At 73.8% G+C, this 17,160-nt stretch carries 13 protein-coding genes; 11 read left to right on the plus strand and 2 right to left on the minus strand.

Features of this window, described 5'->3' with window-relative positions:
• Nucleotides 1-6 precede the first annotated feature (6 nt).
• Nucleotides 7-2,013, minus strand: a complete 2,007-nt coding sequence (locus ACI79F_RS00425) for an alpha-1,4-glucan--maltose-1-phosphate maltosyltransferase (RefSeq protein ID WP_456543768.1) — start codon at nucleotides 2,011-2,013, stop codon at nucleotides 7-9.
• A 126-nt stretch (nucleotides 2,014-2,139) separates the two neighbouring features.
• On the opposite strand from ACI79F_RS00425, the gene glgP reads away from it, so the two are divergent.
• Nucleotides 2,140-4,689 carry an alpha-glucan family phosphorylase gene (glgP, locus tag ACI79F_RS00430; RefSeq protein WP_456578856.1) on the plus strand — a complete coding sequence of 850 codons (2,550 nt, stop codon included), beginning with the start codon at nucleotides 2,140-2,142 and terminating at the stop codon, nucleotides 4,687-4,689.
• Nucleotides 4,690-4,797: 108 nt separating this feature from the next.
• Entirely contained in the window at nucleotides 4,798-5,784 is a 987-nt protein-coding gene (locus tag ACI79F_RS00435) for an FHA domain-containing protein (protein ID WP_456543766.1), read from the plus strand.
• A gap of 202 nt (nucleotides 5,785-5,986) precedes the next feature.
• Here ACI79F_RS00435 and glgX read toward each other — a convergent pair whose 3' ends face one another.
• Nucleotides 5,987-8,125, minus strand: a complete 2,139-nt coding sequence (gene glgX, locus ACI79F_RS00440) for a glycogen debranching protein GlgX (protein ID WP_456543765.1) — start codon at nucleotides 8,123-8,125, stop codon at nucleotides 5,987-5,989.
• A 50-nt stretch (nucleotides 8,126-8,175) separates the two neighbouring features.
• Between glgX and ACI79F_RS00445 the strand changes: the two genes are divergently transcribed.
• The 9 genes from ACI79F_RS00445 (at nucleotide 8,176) to ACI79F_RS00485 (ending at nucleotide 17,129) form a co-directional block, all read left to right on the plus strand.
• Nucleotides 8,176-8,979 carry an ABC transporter ATP-binding protein gene (locus ACI79F_RS00445; RefSeq protein WP_456543764.1) on the plus strand — a complete coding sequence of 268 codons (804 nt, stop codon included), beginning with the start codon at nucleotides 8,176-8,178 and terminating at the stop codon, nucleotides 8,977-8,979.
• Between the two features lie 56 nt (nucleotides 8,980-9,035).
• Nucleotides 9,036-9,821: an enoyl-CoA hydratase/isomerase family protein gene (locus tag ACI79F_RS00450; RefSeq protein WP_456543763.1), complete on the plus strand. Its 786-nt coding sequence runs from the start codon at nucleotides 9,036-9,038 to the stop codon at nucleotides 9,819-9,821.
• Nucleotides 9,822-9,968: 147 nt separating this feature from the next.
• Nucleotides 9,969-11,135 carry an ABC transporter substrate-binding protein gene (locus tag ACI79F_RS00455; protein ID WP_456543762.1) on the plus strand — a complete coding sequence of 389 codons (1,167 nt, stop codon included), beginning with the start codon at nucleotides 9,969-9,971 and terminating at the stop codon, nucleotides 11,133-11,135.
• A gap of 65 nt (nucleotides 11,136-11,200) precedes the next feature.
• Nucleotides 11,201-12,034 carry an ABC transporter permease gene (locus ACI79F_RS00460; RefSeq protein WP_456543761.1) on the plus strand — a complete coding sequence of 278 codons (834 nt, stop codon included), beginning with the start codon at nucleotides 11,201-11,203 and terminating at the stop codon, nucleotides 12,032-12,034.
• A complete protein-coding gene (locus ACI79F_RS00465) occupies nucleotides 12,031-12,915 on the plus strand; it encodes an ABC transporter permease (RefSeq protein ID WP_456543760.1) in 885 nt (294 codons plus the stop codon). Before ACI79F_RS00460 ends, ACI79F_RS00465 begins: the two co-directional genes overlap by 4 nt.
• Entirely contained in the window at nucleotides 12,912-14,057 is a 1,146-nt protein-coding gene (locus ACI79F_RS00470) for an ABC transporter ATP-binding protein (RefSeq protein ID WP_456543759.1), read from the plus strand. Before ACI79F_RS00465 ends, ACI79F_RS00470 begins: the two co-directional genes overlap by 4 nt.
• On the plus strand, nucleotides 14,054-15,235 hold the full coding sequence (cds1, locus tag ACI79F_RS00475; protein WP_456543758.1) for an L-cysteine desulfhydrase Cds1: 1,182 nt from the start codon (nucleotides 14,054-14,056) through the stop codon (nucleotides 15,233-15,235). The genes ACI79F_RS00470 and cds1 overlap by 4 nt, the downstream gene beginning before the upstream one ends.
• Before the next feature lie 117 nt (nucleotides 15,236-15,352).
• Nucleotides 15,353-16,132: an electron transfer flavoprotein subunit beta/FixA family protein gene (locus ACI79F_RS00480; protein WP_456543757.1), complete on the plus strand. Its 780-nt coding sequence runs from the start codon at nucleotides 15,353-15,355 to the stop codon at nucleotides 16,130-16,132.
• 34 nt (nucleotides 16,133-16,166) lie between these two features.
• Entirely contained in the window at nucleotides 16,167-17,129 is a 963-nt protein-coding gene (locus ACI79F_RS00485; RefSeq protein ID WP_456543756.1) for an electron transfer flavoprotein subunit alpha/FixB family protein, read from the plus strand.
• Nucleotides 17,130-17,160: the final 31 nt, after the last annotated feature.

Here is a 17,160-nt window from a genome sequence, read left to right on the forward strand (position 1 = left end):
GGCGGGTCACGCGACCGGCGGCGGCCAGGTCACCGGTCGGGGGAAGGTGATCGAGAAGACGTGCGCCGGCTCGTGGTAGGGGTCCAGCTCGACGTAGTTGAACTGCCCCCAGTCGTAGGTGGCGCCCGACAGCTCGTCGCGCACCGCGAACCGCTCGTGCCAGTCCAGGCCGAACACGGCCAGGTCCAGCGCCGTCGTCCCGATCTGCCGGTTGTGGCTGTCCAGGGCGACCACGACCAGGACGGCGTCCTGGGAGCCGGGGTCGGTCTTGGAGAAGCAGATCAGGTTCGGGTTGTCGACCGGGTGGAAGCGCAGCGTCCGCAGCTGCTGCAGCGCCGGGTGCGCGCGACGGATCTCGTTCAGCCGCCGCAGGTAGGGCGCCAGGCTGCGGCCCGAGGCCTCGGCGGCCGCCCAGTCGCGCGGGCGCAGCTGGTACTTCTCGCTGTCGAGGTACTCCTCGCTGCCGGGTCGCACGGCCACGTGCTCGTACAGCTCGTAGCCGGAGTAGACGCCCCAGGTCGGGCTCATCATCGACGCGAGCACCGCGCGGATCTTGAACATCGGCGGCCCGCCGTACTGCAGCGACGCGTGCAGGATGTCCGGGGTGTTCACGAAGAAGTTCGGCCGCATGTAGTGCGCGTTCTCGGCGAGCTCGCGGCCGTAGTCCTCGAGCTCGCCGCGCTGGGTGCGCCAGGTGAAGTACGTGTAGGACTGCGTGTACCCGATGCGCGCCAGCTGGTGCATCATCGCCGGCCGGGTGAAGGCCTCGGCGAGGAAGAGCACGTCGGGGTGGCTCTGCTTGACGTCCCAGATCAGCCAGTGCCAGAAGTTCAGCGGCTTGGTGTGCGGGTTGTCGACGCGGAAGACCTTCACGCCGGCGTCGATCCACACCTGGATCACCCGGCGGCACTCCGCGTAGATGCCCGCGGGGTCGTTGTCGAAGTTGATCGGGTAGATGTCCTGGTACTTCTTCGGCGGGTTCTCCGCGTAGGCGATCGTGCCGTCGGGCTTGGTGGTGAACCACTCCGGGTGGGTCTTCACCCACGGGTGGTCGGGCGCGGCCTGCAGCGCGAAGTCCAGCGCCACCTCCATGCCGAGCTCGCCGGCCCGCCGGACGAACCGCTGGAAGTCCTCCATCGTGCCCAGCTCGGGGTGCACGGTGTCGTGGCCGCCCTCGGCCGAGCCGATGGCCCACGGCGAGCCGACGTCGTCCGGGTCGGGGGTGAGGGTGTTGTTGCGGCCCTTGCGGTTGACCGTGCCGATCGGGTGGATCGGCGGCAGGTAGACGACGTCGAAGCCCATGTCGGCCACGGCGGGCAGCCGGTCGGCGGCGGTGGTGAACGTGCCGTGGGTGGGGGTGCCGCCGACCACCGGCCCGGTCGACCGGGGGAAGAACTCGTACCAGGAGCCGGAGAGCGCGCGCGGCCGGTCGACCCACACCTCGTACTCGGGGGAGGCGGTGACCAGTTGCCGGACGGGGTGCTCGTGCAGGTGCTCCTGCACCGCCGGTGCCAGCGCGGGGGCCACCCGGGCGGTCAGGTCGCGGTCGGTGTCGCGCAGGGCGGTGACGGCCTCGGTCAGCCGGTCGCGCCACTCGCCGTCGGCCTCCGCGGCGACGCGCTCGAGGAGCCGGGCGCCGTCCTCGAGGTCGTTGGCGAGGTCCTCCGGGCCCTGCCCGGCCTCGATCTTCACCTCGACGGCGTGGTGCCAGGTGGCCAGCGGGTCGCTCCACGCCTCCACCCGGAAGGTCCAGCGGCCCTCCCGGTCCGGGACGACGGTGGCCAGCCACCGGTCGGGTTCCTGGCTGTAGGGCGCCATGCGGGTGAACGGGGCGCGGGTGCCGTCGGGCCCGGTCCAGACGACGTCTGCGGCGACGGCGTCGTGGCCCTCGCGGAACACGGTGGCCGTGATCGGCACGTGCTCGCCGACCACGGCGCGGGCGGAGAACGACCCGCAGGACACGACGGGGGCGACATCGGTGATGCCGAGGCGGAGGTCAGCGCGGCCAGTCATCGCGATCACGCTAGCGAGATCACGAACAGCGGGCATGTCGGAGCAGAGGCCCCGGGGTGAGCGGTCCCGCCGGGCGGGTCCGTGCTAGAGGAGCCCGACCGCCCGGTCGTGGATAGGGTCGCCGTCGTGCGTGCTCTCCGTCGGTTCACGGTCCGGGCATCCCTCCCCGAGGAGCTGATGCCGCTCGCCCAACTCGTGATGAACCTCCGGTGGTCCTGGCACCCGGAGACGCGGGACCTCTTCGAGGCGCTCGACCCCGAGCTCTGGCAGACGTGCGGGGGCGACCCGGTCAAGGTGCTCGGCGAGGTGTCGGCCTCGCGGCTGGCGACGCTGGCCAAGGACCGCCGCTTCGTGCGCCGCCTGCAGGACGTCGTGGAGGACCTCGACGAGTACCTGTCGGCCCCGCACTGGTATCAGTCGCTGGGCGCCGAGGCGCCGGCGTCGATCGCCTACTTCAGCGCCGAGTTCGGCATCACCGAGGTGCTGCCGCAGTACTCCGGCGGCCTCGGCATCCTCGCCGGCGACCACCTCAAGGCCGCCTCCGACCTCGGTGTCCCGCTGATCGGCGTCGGGCTGCTCTACCGGGCCGGCTACTTCGAGCAGGGCCTGTCCGCCGACGGCTGGCAGCTGGAGCACTACCCGTCGCTGGACCCGCACGGGCTGCCGGTGAAGCTGCTGCGCCAGGCCGACGGGTCCGCCGTCGTGGTGCACGTGCCGCTGCCCGAGGGGCGCACCCTGCACGCGCACGTGTGGCGGGCGCAGGTCGGCCGGGTCTCGCTGCTGCTGCTCGACAGCGACATCGAGGAGAACGCCCCGGCCGAGCGCGGCGTCACCGACCGGCTCTACGGCGGCGACGAGGACCACCGGCTGCGCCAGGAGATGCTGCTGGGCATCGGCGGCGTCCGCGCGCTGCGGGCCTACTGCCAGCTCACCGGCACCCCGGCGCCGGAGGTGTTCCACGCCAACGAGGGCCACGCCGGCTTCCAGGGCGTCGAGCGCATCCGCGAGCTCACCGAGTCGCACGGGCTGTCGTTCGCCGAGGCGCTGCAGGCCGTCCGCGCGGGCACGGTGTTCACCACGCACACCCCGGTGCCGGCCGGCATCGACCGCTTCCCGCGGGCCCTGATCGAGCGGTACTTCGCGGGCTTCGGCGTCCCGCTGGAGCACCTCATCCCGCTGGGCGCCGAGGACGACCCGACGAAGTTCAACATGGCGCACATGGGGCTGCGGCTGGGCCAGCGCGCCAACGGCGTCAGCCAGCTGCACGGCCACGTGAGCCGGCACATGTTCAGCGACCTGTGGCCCGGGTTCGACGAGGCCGACGTGCCGATCGGCTCGATCACCAACGGCGTGCACGCCCCGACCTGGACCGCCCGGGAGCTGGTCGACCTGGGCACGCAGAGCTCCCGCACCGGCGACCCGGTCGAGGGTGACGAGCCGGCCTCCTTCGACGGGGTGGACCGGATCAGCGCCGGCGAGCTGTGGAGCACGCGGCGGATGCTGCGCGGCCGCCTGGTCGACGAGGTGCGCCGCCGGCTGCGCGAGGTCGCGCTGGCCCGCGGCGCGGCGGAGGCGGAGGTCGGCTGGACCCAGTCGGCGTTCGACCCCGACGTCCTCACCATCGGCTTCGCCCGCCGGGTGCCCAGCTACAAGCGGCTGACGCTGATGCTGCGCGACCCCGAGCGGCTGCGGGCGCTGCTGCTCGACGACGAGCGGCCCGTGCAGCTGGTGATCGCCGGCAAGAGCCACCCGGCCGACGACGGCGGCAAGCAGCTGATCCAGCAGATGGTGAAGTTCGCCGACGACCCCGCCGTCCGGCACCGGATCGCGTTCCTGCCCGGCTACGACATCGGCATGGCGCGGTACCTGTACTGGGGCTGCGACGTGTGGCTGAACAACCCGCTGCGGCCGCTGGAGGCGTGCGGCACCTCGGGCATGAAGGCCGCGCTCAACGGCGGGCTGAACCTCTCCATCCGCGACGGCTGGTGGGACGAGTGGTTCGACGGCCAGAACGGCTGGGCGATCCCCACCGCCGACGGCGTGGCCGACCCCGACCGCCGCGACGAGGTCGAGGCGCGGGCGATCTACGACCTGCTCGGCACCCAGGTCATCCCGCGCTTCTACGAGGCGGACCGCGACGGCATCCCGACCCGCTGGGTCGAGATGGTGCGGCACACCCTGCGCGAGACCGGCCCCAAGGTGCTGGCCACCCGGATGGTGCGCGACTACGTGCAGCGGCTCTACGTGCCGGCCGCGGGCTCGGCCCGCGCGATGGCCGACGGTGGCTACGCCCCGGCCCGCGAGGAGTCGGCGTGGCGGGCGCGGCTGCAGGAGCGGTGGAACACCGTCCGGGTCGCGCACGTGGAGGCCACCGGCGTCGGCGACACCCCGGAGATCGGCACCACCCTCGCCCTGCGGGCCGAGGTGGAGCTGCCGGGACTGACGCCGCAGGACGTCCAGGTGCAGGCGGCCTACGGCCGGGTGGACGACGCCGACGGGCTGCACGAGGTCACGACCATCCCGATGACGCTCGAGCACGCGGACGGCTCGCGGCACTGGTTCACCGCCACGCTGCCGCTGGAGCGGACCGGCGCCTTCGGCTACACCGTGCGCGTGCTCCCGCACTCCGGGCACCTCGCCGACCCGGCGGAGCTCGGTCTGGTCGCGACCGCCTGAGGCTCACGCGTCACGCCGGTCGCACCACTCCCCGAACGCGGTGGTGCGACCGGCGTGGCGCACTTGCCGAACCGCCCAGTTCCGCCGTCGGTCATTAGGCTGGCGGGCATGCCCGACCGCTGTGAAGTCCTGCCCGGAGATGCCGTCGTCGCCCGTCGCGGCGGCGGTCTGCTGTGGGTGGACGCTCCCGGTGCCCCCGCGCTGACGGCCGCCCTGCACGCCTGCCTGGGCGTGTCCGGCCCCGGGGCGGACCGGGTCCTGGCCGCGGTCGCCGGCGAGGTCGCGGGCCTCGGCGGCGGGTCGGCCTCGTTCGCCCTCGTGCTCGTCGACACCGCCGGGGGCTCCGGCACCGGGGTGGCGCTCTGGTACGGCAAGGGCCAGCCCGCGGTGGACGGCGTCCCCGTGGCCGGGCACCAGGTCGCGGGCGGCTGCACGCTCGCCGCCGGGTTCCAGCTCGGCTCCAGCCTCTACGTCGGCCCCGGCCAGGCCGTGCCGTCGATGCCGCCGGGCGTGGCCTACGACCTCGTCGAGGGCACCGTCCCCGGCGGCGGCGCGATGCTGCAGCTGGCCGCGGTGGCGCATGCCTCGGCCGCCGCGGTGCCCAGCGCCACGCAGGCCCCCTCGTCGTTCTCCGCCGGTTCCGACGCCGGCTTCGGCGCCCCGGGCGGCGGCTACGCCCCGGCCGCCGCCGCGCAGGGCCCCGGCACCGACGGCGGGGAGGCGACGGCGTTCTGGAAGCCGGAGCCGCCCGCGGCGCCGGTCCTGCGCTTCGACGACGGCCTCGTGGTCACCGTGGACGAGGACCTGGTGCTCGGCCGCCGCCCCGACAGCCACGAGCTGGTCACCACCGGGTCGGCGCGGCCGGTGCCGATCGCCGACACCCAGAACGTGCTCTCCTCCGCGCACGCCGCCGTCCAGCGCCAGGGCCGCGAGGTGTCGCTGGTCGACCTCGGCTCGCTCAACGGCACCCACGTCGCCGGCCCCGAGGCCACCGAGTGGACCCAGCTGGAGCCGGGCGTGGCCCACCCGCTGTCCGACGGCGACCGCCTGCTGCTGGGCTGGACCGTCATCACCTTCGAGCAGCCGCAGGACTGAGCGCCCGCACCGCCGCACGCGAGTGGCCCAGGACCCGCCGGGTCCTGGGCCACCGGCGTCCTCGGTGCGGCAGGACCAGCGGGTGCACCTGGAGCAGGACACCGCCCGGAGCTGACTCCCGCACCGGACGGTGTGCGCCGAGGTGCAGTTCCCGGCCCGGGAACTGCACCTCGGCGCACACCGTCGTCCGGCTCCGGCCGTCTCAGGGACGGCGGAGGACCCGCAGCAGCCAGACGGTCCGGGACGGCAGGTCGATGGGGCCGGGCGCGACCACCGCCGGCCGCGGCGGCACACCGGTCGGGTACTCGGTGGAGACGACGAACTCGTAGCCGTCGCTCCACGGCGCGCCCGGCAGCTGCACCGTCACCGGCTCGGGCCCGGCGTGCAGCCACACCAGGTACGACTCGTCGCGCACCGGCCGGCCGTGGTCGTCGCGGTGCCGGATGCCGCGGCCGTCGAGGTACATCCCGACGGTCTGCAGGTCGGTGTCGAACCAGTCGGCGGTGGTGAGCTGGCCGCCGTCCGGGGCGAACCAGGCCAGGTCCCGGGTGCCGCCGGTGCCGGGGATCTCGTGGCCCTCGAAGAAGGCCACCTGCCGCAGCACGGGGGAGGAGCGGCGCAGGCGCACCAGCCGCGACACGAACTCCAGCAGGTCGCCGTCGACGTCGTCCCAGTCGATCCAGGACAGCTCGTCGTCCTGGCAGTAGGCGTTGTTGTTACCCCGCTGGGTGCGGCCGAGCTCGTCGCCGGCGGTGAGCATCGGGACGCCGGTCGACAGCAGCAGCGTCGTCAGCAGGTTGCGCACCTGGCGGCCGCGCAGCGCGCTCACAGCCGGGTCGTCGGTGGGGCCCTCGACGCCGCAGTTCCAGTTCCGGTTGTGGCTCTCGCCGTCCCGGTTGTCCTCGCCGTTCGCCTCGTTGCGCTTGTGCTCGTAGGTGACGAGGTCGCGCATGGTGAACCCGTCGTGCGCGGTCACGAAGTTGATGCTGGCGAGGGGACGGCGCCCGTCGGAGCGGTACAGGTCCGAGGAGCCGGTCAGCCGGTAGGCCAGGTCGCGGACGCCGACGTGCGCGCCGGACCACACGTCGCGGACCGTGTCGCGGTACAGGCCGTTCCACTCGGTCCACAGCGGCGGGAAGTTGCCCACCTGGTAGCCGCCCTCGCCGATGTCCCAGGGCTCGGCGATCAGCTTCACCTGGCTGACCACCGGGTCCTGGTGGACGACGTCGAAGAAGGCCGACAGCCGGTCGACGTCGTGCATCGACCGGGCGAGCGCCGCGGCGAGGTCGAACCGGAAGCCGTCGACGTGCATCTCGGTCACCCAGTACCGCAGCGAGTCCATGAGCAGGGCGAGCACCTGCGGGCGCCGGACGTCGAGGGTGTTCCCGCAGCCGGTGTAGTCGGTGTACCGGGAGGGGTTGGCGCCGTCGAGCCGGTAGTAGCCGCGGTTGTCGATGCCCTTGAACGACAGGGTCGGGCCGGCGTGGTCGCCCTCGGCCGTGTGGTTGTAGACGACGTCCAGCACCACCTCGATGCCCGCGGCGTGCAGCGCCTTGACCATCGCCTTGAACTCGGTGACCTGCGCGCCGCCCGACCCCGCCGAGCTGTAGGCGGCGTGCGGGGCGAAGTAGCCGAGAGTGTTGTAGCCCCAGTAGTTGGTCAGCCCCCGCCGCAGCAGGTGCGGCTCGCTGACGAAGTGGTGCACCGGCAGCAGCTCGACCGTGGTGACGCCGAGCGCCTGCAGGTGCTCGACGAACGCCGGGTGGGCCAGCCCCGCGTAGGTGCCGCGCAGCGCCGGGGGGACGTCCGGGTGGCGCATCGTCGCCCCGCGCACGTGCACCTCGTAGATGACGGTGTCCGACCACGGCGTGCCCGGGCGGCGGTCGCCGTCCCAGGGGAACGGGTCGTGCACCACCACCCCGCGGGGCACGTACGGCGCGGAGTCGGTCGTGTCGGGGACGCCGGAGTCCACCGCCTCTCCCGGGTGGCCGAACAGCGCCGGGTGCAGGGTCAGCTCGCCGTCGACGGCCCGCGCGTAGGGGTCCAGCAGCAGCTTGGCCGGGTTGTAGCGCAGCCCGTTGCCGGGGTCGTAGCCGCCGTGCACCCGGTAGCCGTAGCGCTGTCCCGGGCCGACGCCGCTCACCCGGCCGTGCCAGACCTGGTGGGTGGTCTCCTGCAGCCGGTGCCGGTGCTCGCTGCCGTCGGGCTCGAACAGGCACAGGTCGACCGCCTGCGCCCCGGCCGACCAGAGCGCGAAGTTGGTGCCGTTGCCGTCCCAGGAGGCACCCAGCGGGGCGGGGGAGCCGGGCCAGACCTCGAGGTCGCTCGCTGCAGAACGCACCCGGTGATCCTGCCAACCGGCGGGCCGCGGCGGGTTGGTTGGATGGGCACGTGTCGAGTCCCGCCGCGTCCGAGCCCGTCGTCGAGATCCGCGGCGTCGACGTCGTCCGCGGTGAGACCCACCTGCTGCGCGGGGTCGACTGGACGGTGCACGCCGACGACCGCTGGGTCGTGCTCGGCCCGAACGGCGCCGGGAAGACCACGCTGCTGCAGCTGGTCTCGGCCCACATGCACCCCACGCGCGGGGTGGTGGGGCTGCTCGGGGAGACCCTCGGCGCGGTCGACGTCTTCGAGCTGCGGCCGCGGATCGGGCTGACCAGCGCCGCCCTCGCCCAGCGCATCGCCCCCGGGGAGCGGACCGGGGACGTCGTCGTCTCCGCGGGCTACGCCGTCGTCGGCCGCTGGCGGGAGCGCTACGACATCGCCGACCTCACCCGTGCCGCGATGCTCATGCGGCAGTGGGGCGTCGACGCGTTCGCCCACCGCCCGTTCGGCACCCTCAGCGAGGGCGAGCGCAAGCGGGTGCAGATCGCCCGCGCGCTGATGCCCGACCCGGAGCTGCTGCTGCTCGACGAGCCGGGCGCCGGGCTGGACCTGGCCGGCCGGGAGGACCTGGTGGCCCGCCTGTCCGATCTCGCCGGGTACCTCTACGCGCCCGCGCAGGTGCTGGTCACCCACCACGTCGAGGAGATCCCGCCGGGCTACACCCACGCGCTGCTGCTGCGCGGCGGCGAGGTCGTCGACTCCGGCCGGCTGGAGCAGGTGCTCACCGCCGAGGGCCTGTCGGAGACCTTCGGCCTGCGGCTGCGGCTGGACCGCACCGAGGGGCGCTTCACCGCCCGCCGGGCGGCATGAGGGCCGCCGCTGGCTAGGGTGCCGGGGACGACGACGTCCCAGCGCCGGAGGTGCCCGTGAGCGAGCCGGAGTTCGTGACCCTGCAGGTCGAGGACGGGGTGGGCACCATCCGCCTCGACCGGCCCAAGATGAACGCCATCAACGACCAGCTGCACCGCGAGGTGCGCGCGGCGGCGATCGAGGCCGCGGGCCGGGAGGAGATCCGGGCGGTCGTCCTCTACGGCGGGGAGCGGGTCTTCGCCGCCGGCGCCGACATCAAGGCCATGGCCGAGCTGGACGCCCGCGGCATGGCCGCCTGGGGCCGCGAGCTCACCGAGTCGTTCAGCGCGGTGCAGCGGATCCCCAAGCCGGTCATCGCCGCGATCACCGGTTACGCCCTCGGCGGCGGCTACGAGCTCGCCCTGTGCGCCGACTTCCGGGTCATGGGCGCCGGGGCCAAGGTCGGCCAGCCGGAGATCCTGCTGGGCGTGATCCCCGGCGCGGGCGGCACGCAGCGGCTGGCCCGCCTGGTCGGCCCGGCCAAGGCCAAGGACCTGGTGTTCACCGGCCGGCACGTGGGCGCCGAGGAGGCGCTGGAGATGGGCCTGGCCGACGCCGTCGTCCCCGACGACGAGGTGTACTCCACCGCGCTGGCCATGGCCCGGCGCTTCGCGACCGGCCCGACGCTGGCGCTGGCCGCGGCCAAGCAGGCGATCGACGACGGCCTCGACATGACCCTGTCGCAGGGGCTGGCGCTGGAGACCCGCCTCTTCTCGGGCCTGTTCGGCACCGAGGACCAGCAGGGCGGCATGCGCTCGTTCATCGAGAACGGGCCCGGCAAGGCGACCTTCTCCGGCCGCTGACCGCGGCCCCGCGGGCCGTCCGTTCGTCTCGTGTTCGCCACACCGTCGCCGTTCGGGCCCACCGGACGGTCCCCCGTCTGTCACCATCCCGGGGGCTGCCGGGCCCCGTTGCCCGCGGCCGACGGCACAGACACCTGGAGGAACCTCGTGCGACGCAGCACCCCGAAGACCGCCGTGGCCCTGCTCACGGCCGGCCTCGCCCTCGCTGCCTGCGGCAGCGACGACGGGGGAGGGAGCGGGAACGGTGGCGGTGGCGGCGGTGGTGGTGGCGGCGGCGACGCCGCCGAGGCCACCTCGCTGGAGGACTTCGGCTCGATGGACGAGCTGGTCGCGGCCGCGCAGGCCGAGGGCGAGCTGAACGTCATCGCGCTGCCGCCGGACTGGGCGAACTACGGGGAGATCATCTCCACGTTCGAGGAGACCTACGACATCCAGGTCAACAGCACGCTGCCCGACGGCTCCAGCCAGGACGAGCTCAACGCCGTCCAGCAGCAGCGCGGCCAGGACCGGGCCCCCGACGTCCTCGACCTCGGCACCGCCTTCGCGCGGCAGGCGCAGGCCCAGGACCTGCTCGCCCCGTACCAGGTGCAGACCTGGGACGAGATCCCCGAGGGGCAGAAGGACCCGGAGGGCCACTGGTACAACGACTACGGCGGCTACATCTCCATCGGCTGCAACGCCACCATCGTCGGCGAGTGCCCGCAGACCTTCGAGGACCTGCTCGACCCGCGCTACGCCGGCCAGGTCGCGCTCAACGGCAACCCGACGCAGGCCGCGGCCGCGTTCGGCGGGGTCTGGGCGGCGTCGCTGGCCAACGGCGGCGACCTCGACGACATCGGCCCGGGCATCGACTTCTTCGTCGAGCTCAAGGACGCCGGGAACTTCAACCCGGTCGAGAGCACGCCGGCCACCATCGAGAGCGGCGAGACCCCGATCGTCATCGACTGGGACTACCTCAACGCCTCCTACGCCGAGGGCCTGGCCGAGATCGGCACCACCTGGGAGGTGGCCGTCCCCAGCGACGGCCTGTTCGGCGGCTACTACAGCCAGGCGATCAGCGCGTTCGCGCCGCACCCGGCGGCCGCCCGCCTGTGGCAGGAGTTCCTGTACAGCGACGAGGGTCAGAACCTGTGGCTGGCCGGCGGCGCCCGCCCGGTCCGCCTGCCCGCGATGCAGGAGGCCGGCACCGCCGACCCCGAGGCACTGGCCGCGCTGCCGCCGGTCGAGGGCGACGCCGAGTTCCCGACCGAGGAGCAGGAGGGTGCGGCCAAGGAGGTCGTGACGGCCCGCTGGAACGAGGAGATGTCGGGCTGAGCACCACCATCCCGCACACGTCGAGCCTGGACACCCCCGGCGCGCACCGCGCCGGCCTGCTCAGCGTGCTGGGCACGGTGCCGTTCTTCCTCTACGTCGCGGTCTTCCTGCTGCTGCCGCTCGGCGTCCTCGCCGTCGAGGCGTTCCGGGTCACCGACCCGGTCACGTTCGACGAGACCTGGTCGACCGACAACATCGGCCGGGTCACCGAGGGCGCCTACGGGCGGGCCTACCTGGGCAGCCTGCAGCTGTCGGCGGTCACCGCCGTGCTCGCCACGGTGCTGGGCCTCGCGCTGTCCTTCGCGGTCGTGGGCTCCCGCCGCGGGCGGGCGCTGCGGCGGATGGTGCTCACCGCCTCCGGCGTGCTGGCCAACTTCGGCGGGGTCCCGCTGGCCTTCGCGTTCCTGGCCACCATCGGCAACGCCGGCGTCGTCACCTCGCTGCTCACCGACACCCTCGGGCTCGACGGCTTCTCGCTGACCTCGATGACCGGCCTGGGCGTCGTCTACCTGTACTTCCTGATCCCGCTGATGGTCCTCACCATCACGCCCGCGGTGGAGGCGCTGCGGCCGCAGTGGCGCGAGGCCGCGGACAACCTCGGCGCCACCGGCTGGCAGTACTGGCGGTACGTGGGCGGCCCGGTGCTGGCGCCGCCCGTGCTGGGCGCGGCGATGCTGCTGTTCGCCTCCGCGTTCGCCGCGTACGCCACCGCGAAGGCGCTGGTGGGCAGCAGCGTCCCGCTCGTCACGCTGCAGATCGCCGACTCGCTGTCGAGCAACGTCGTCGTCGGCGCGGAGAACCTGGGCAAGGCCCTGGCGCTGGGCATGGTCGTGCTCGTCGGCGTGGTGATGGTCTTCTACGCCTGGGTGCAGCGGCGCGCGCAGCGGTGGTTGGCATGACGGCGATGACGACCGGGGTCACCGGCGCCGGCGGCGTCGCCCCCGAGACGCCGGCCCGGCCCGGGCGCCGGGGCGGCGGGTGGTGGCGCTGGGCGGTGTTCGCCGTCCTGGGCGTCTACTTCCTGGTCCCGCTCGGCGCCTCGATCTGGTACACGATCCGCGACCGGCGCGACGGCGGCGTCACCCTCGAGCCGTACACCCGGATCCCGGGCGCGGAGGGCTTCGCCGAGACCTTCGGCCGCTCGCTGCTGCTCGCCCTGTTCACCGTGCTCATCGCGCTGGCCCTGGTGGTGCCGGTCGTCGTGCTCGTGGAGCTGCGGCTGCCCCGGCTGCGGACGACGGTCGAGCTGCTCACCCTGCTGCCCCTGGTGCTGCCGCCGATCGCGCTCGTCGTCGGCGTCCGCAGCGTGCTGGCCTGGGCGCCGGACTACTTCCTGAACACCCCGCTGGCCGAGTTCATGTTCGCGCTCCAGGAGCCGGACCTGCCCTGGATCCTCGTGCTCGTCTACGTGGTGCTGGCGATGCCGTTCGTCTACCGGGCGCTGGACGCCGGGGTGCGCGGCGCCGGGCTGCGCACGCTCACCGAGGCCGCGCGCAACCTCGGCGCCTCCTGGCCGCGGGTGATGCTCTGGGTCGTGCTGCCGGTCCTGCGCACGTCGGTGCTCAACGCCTCGTTCCTCGCCGTGGCCCTCGTGCTCGGCGAGTTCACCGTGGCCAACATCCTCGGGTTCCAGACCTTCCCGACCTGGATCGTCCTCGCCTCGGGCGCGGAGCCGCAGCTGTCGGTGGCGGTCTCGGTGCTCTCGCTGCTGCTCACCTGGGCGCTGCTCCTGCTGATCTCCGCGCTGGACCGCCGGCGCCGGGGGGAGGACCCCGTATGACCGCCGTCCCGTCCACCCCGTCGGCCCCCGCCGTGCCGGGCGCCGCGTCGCCGGACAACTCCGCCGCCGCCGAGCTGCGGCAGCGCCCCGGCGTCGCCGTCCGGCTGGAGGGCCTCACCCGGCGCTACGGCTCGGTGCTCGCCCTCGACGGGCTGGACCTCGACATCGCCGGCGGCGAGTTCCTCGCGCTGCTGGGCCCCTCCGGCTGCGGCAAGACCACGGCGCTGCGGGCCGTCGCCGGGTTCGAGCGGCCCGACTCCGGGCGGGTGCTGCTCGACGGCGACGACGTCACCGGGGTGCCGGCCAACAAGCGCGACATGGGCATGGTCTTCCAGGCCTACAGCCTCTTCCCGAACCTCACCGTCGCCGACAACGTCGCCTTCGGGCTGCGGGTGCGCCGCCGCGGCGCCAAGGCCGAGCGCCGCGGGCGGGCCGCGGAGCTGCTGGAGCTGGTCGGCCTCGCCGACCGCGCCGGCCGCTACCCGCACCAGCTCTCCGGCGGCCAGCAGCAGCGGGTGGCGCTGGCCCGCGCCCTGGCCGTCGAGCCGCGGGTGCTGCTGCTCGACGAGCCGCTGTCGGCGCTGGACGCGCAGGTCCGGGTGCAGCTGCGGGAGGAGATCCGCCGGCTGCAGCTGGAGCTGGGCATCACCACGGTCTTCGTCACCCACGACCAGGCCGAGGCGCTGTCGGTGGCCGACCGGGTCGGCGTCATGCGGGCCGGCCGGCTGGAGCAGGTCGCCTCGCCCGACGAGCTGTACGAGCGGCCGGCGACGGCGTTCGTCGCGCAGTTCGTCGGCACGATGAACCGCATCCCCGCCGTCCTCGGCGACGGCGACGTCGAGTTCCTCGGCGTGCGTCGGGAGGTGCTCGGCGCCGCCCCGGCGCCGGGCCCGGCCGTCGCGCTGGTCCGCCCGGAGGGGCTGCTGGTCGCCGCCGACGAGCGGGGGGTGGGCCGGGTGGTCACCCGCACCTTCTCCGGCGCCAGCACCCGGCTGGCGGTCGCGCTGCCCGACGGGCTGGAGGTGCAGGTCGACGTCGCCAGCGTCGACAGCCAGGACCTGACCCCCGGGACGGCGGTGACCGTCACCCCCGCGGAGCGCCCGGCGCTGGTCGCCGCCGCCGAGCCCGGGGCGCAGGGGTGAGCCGGCCCCCCGACCTGGACCGCGCCGACCTCGACCGCGCCGACCTCGCCCGCGCCGACCTCGCCCGCGCCGACCTCGACCGCGCCGACCTCGACCGCTCCGACCCCGCCGGCCGCGCCTGGGTCGACCGTGCCGTGGCGGTCGTGGAGGCCGACGCGCACCGCAGCGCGGACACCCACCTGCTGGCCTACCCGCTGCCGCCGGAGTGGGGCGTCGACCTGTACCTCAAGGACGAGTCGACGCACCCGACCGGCAGCCTCAAGCACCGGCTGGCGCGCTCGCTGTTCCTGTACGGGCTGTGCTCGGGCCAGATCACCGAGGGGACGACGGTGGTCGAGGCATCCAGCGGCTCGACCGCGGTGAGCGAGGCGTACTTCGCCCGCATGCTCGGGCTGCCGTTCGTCGCGGTGATGCCGGCCTCGACGAGCGCGGAGAAGGTCGCGCTCATCGAGTTCCACGGGGGCCGCTGCCACTTCGTCGACCGGGCTCCCGACATGTACGGGGAGGCGCGGCGGCTGGCCGCGGAGTGCGGCGGTCACTACCTGGACCAGTTCACCTACGCCGAGCGCGCCACCGACTGGCGGGGCAACAACAACATCGCCGAGTCGGTGTTCGACCAGATGGCCCTCGAGCGCCACCCCGTCCCCGAGTGGGTCGTCGTCGGCGCCGGCACCGGGGGCACCAGCGCCACCATCGGCCGCTACCTGCGCTACCGCCGGTTCCGCACGCGGCTGGCCGTCGTCGACCCGGAGAACTCGGCGTTCTTCCCCGGCTACGCCGCCGGCGAGCCGGGCTGGACGACGGGCACGCCCTCGCGGATCGAGGGCATCGGCCGCCCGCGGGTCGAGCCCTCGTTCGTCCCCACGATCGTCGACCGGATGATCCGGGTGCCCGACGCGGCGTCGCTGGCGGCCATGCGCCACCTCGCCGAGGCGACCGGCCGGCGGGCCGGCGGCTCCACCGGCACCAACCTGTGGGGCGCGTTCGCGCTGGTCGCCGAGATGCTGCGGGCCGGCGTCCGGGGCAGCGTCGTCACCCTGCTGTGCGACGGCGGCGAGCGGTACGCGCACACCTACTACTCCGACGAGTGGGTGGCGGCGCAGGGGCTGGACCTGGCGCCGCACGCCGCCACCCTGCGCCGTTTCGCCGAGACGGGGGAGTGGCGGCCCGCCGGGTGACCGGGCTCACCGCCTCTGCCGTCGTCGGCGTCTTTACCTGGAAGTAACCTCCATGATCGGAGCCAGGCGGGCCGTCGGGCTCGCGTCCCCCTGACCGATCCGGAGGTAGGTCTGGCGATGAACATCGTCGTTCTGGTCAAGCAGGTCCCCGACTCGGGCACCCAGCGTTCGCTGGACCCCTCGGACAACACCGTCGCGCGGGCGTCTGCGGACAACGTCGTCAACGAGATCGACGAGTACGCCATCGAGGAGGCGCTGCAGGTCCGCGACCGCGAGGGCGGCGAGGTCACGGTGCTGACCGTCGGCCCGGCCGGCGCCACCGACGCGATCCGCAAGGCGCTGTCGATGGGCGCGGACAAGGCCGTGCACGTCGTCGACGACGCCATCCACGGCTCGTGCGCCATCCAGACCTCGGCCGTGCTGGCCGCGGCGCTGCAGCAGATCGAGTACGACCTCATCCTGACCGGCGCCACCTCGACCGACGGGCTGATGGCCGTCATGCCGGCGCTGCTGGCCGAGCGGCTGGGCGTGCCGCAGGTCTCCGGCGCCCGCAAGCTCACCGTCGCCGACGGCAAGGTGCAGGTGGAGCGGCAGACCGACGGCGGCTACTGGGCGCTGGAGGCGCCGCTGCCGGCGATCGTGTCGACCTGGGACACCATCAACGAGCCGCGCTACCCCTCCTTCAAGGGGATCATGGCCGCCAAGAAGAAGCCGGTGGAGACCAAGTCGCTGGCCGACCTGGGCGTGGACGCGGGCAGCGTCGGCCTGGGGACGGCGACCAGCCAGGTGCTCGACTTCGCCGGCCGCCCGCCCAAGGGCGAGGGCGTCAAGGTGCCCGACGAGGGCGACGGCGCGCAGAAGTTCGTCGACTTCCTCGCCGGCCAGAAGATCGTCTGACCCGGATCCGGATCGAAGGAGAGAGGTAATCCCCATGGCTGAGGTCCTGGTCCTGGCCGAGCTCAACCCCGCCGGTGAGGGCGTCCGCAAGACCACCCTCGAGGCGCTGACCGCCGCCCGCGCCCTCGGCGAGGTGTCGGCCGTCGTCGCCGGCGCCCCCGGCACCGCCGCGGGCGTGCGCGACAAGCTGGCCGAGTACGGCGCGGCGACGGTCTACGTCGCCGAGAGCCCCGACTTCGACGACTACCTGGTCGCGCCGAAGGCCGAGCTGCTGGCCCAGCTGGTGTCGGAGAAGTCGCCGGCGGCCGTGGTCGTCCCGTCCTCGCCGGAGGGCAAGGAGATCGCCGCCCGCGTCGCGCTGAAGACCGGCAGCGGCTTCCTGACCGACGTCACCGAGATCGCCGCCGACGGCACCGCCACCCAGCTGGCGTTCGCCGGGCAGACGATCGTGCACTCCAAGGTGACGACCGGCACCCCGATCTACACCCTGCGCGGCAACTCCGTCGCCCCCGAGCCGGCCCCGGCCGCGGGTGCGGAGCAGCAGGTGTCGGTGGCCGTGTCCGACGCGGCCAAGGCCACCCGGGTGCTCGACCGGGTCGTGGAGCAGAAGTCCTCCCGGCCGGAGCTGACCGAGGCCTCGATCGTCGTCTCCGGCGGCCGCGGCGTGGCCAGCGCCGAGAACTTCTCCATCATCGAGGGCCTGGCCGACTCGCTCGGCGCGGCGGTCGGCGCCTCCCGCGCCGCGGTGGACTCCGGCTTCTACCCGCACAGCTTCCAGGTCGGGCAGACCGGCAAGACCGTGTCGCCGCAGCTGTACGTGGCCGTGGGCATCTCCGGCGCCATCCAGCACCGGGCCGGCATGCAGACCTCGAAGACGATCGTGGCCATCAACAAGGACCCCGAGGCCCCGATCTTCGAGCTGGCCGACTTCGGCGTGATCGGCGACCTCAACGTCGTCGTCCCGCAGGCCACCGAGCTGATCACCGCCCGCAAGTAGCAGCAGCACCCCGCCGAGCGCCGGTCCCCTC

It is taken from the genome of Blastococcus sp. SYSU D00868 (genome assembly GCF_054050575.1).

What these genes read in the sequence shown, in the direction of transcription:
- ACI79F_RS00485 (WP_456543756.1), top strand. Translation starts at nt 16,167, where the DNA reads ATGGCTGAGGTCCTGGTCCTGGCCGAGCTCAACCCCGCCGGTGAGGGC.
- ACI79F_RS00470 (WP_456543759.1), top strand. Translation starts at nt 12,912, where the DNA reads ATGACCGCCGTCCCGTCCACCCCGTCGGCCCCCGCCGTGCCGGGCGCC.
- ACI79F_RS00425 (WP_456543768.1), bottom strand. Translation starts at nt 2,013, where the DNA reads ATGACTGGCCGCGCTGACCTCCGCCTCGGCATCACCGATGTCGCCCCC.
- ACI79F_RS00480 (WP_456543757.1), top strand. Translation starts at nt 15,353, where the DNA reads ATGAACATCGTCGTTCTGGTCAAGCAGGTCCCCGACTCGGGCACCCAG.
- ACI79F_RS00435 (WP_456543766.1), top strand. Translation starts at nt 4,798, where the DNA reads ATGCCCGACCGCTGTGAAGTCCTGCCCGGAGATGCCGTCGTCGCCCGT.
- ACI79F_RS00465 (WP_456543760.1), top strand. Translation starts at nt 12,031, where the DNA reads ATGACGGCGATGACGACCGGGGTCACCGGCGCCGGCGGCGTCGCCCCC.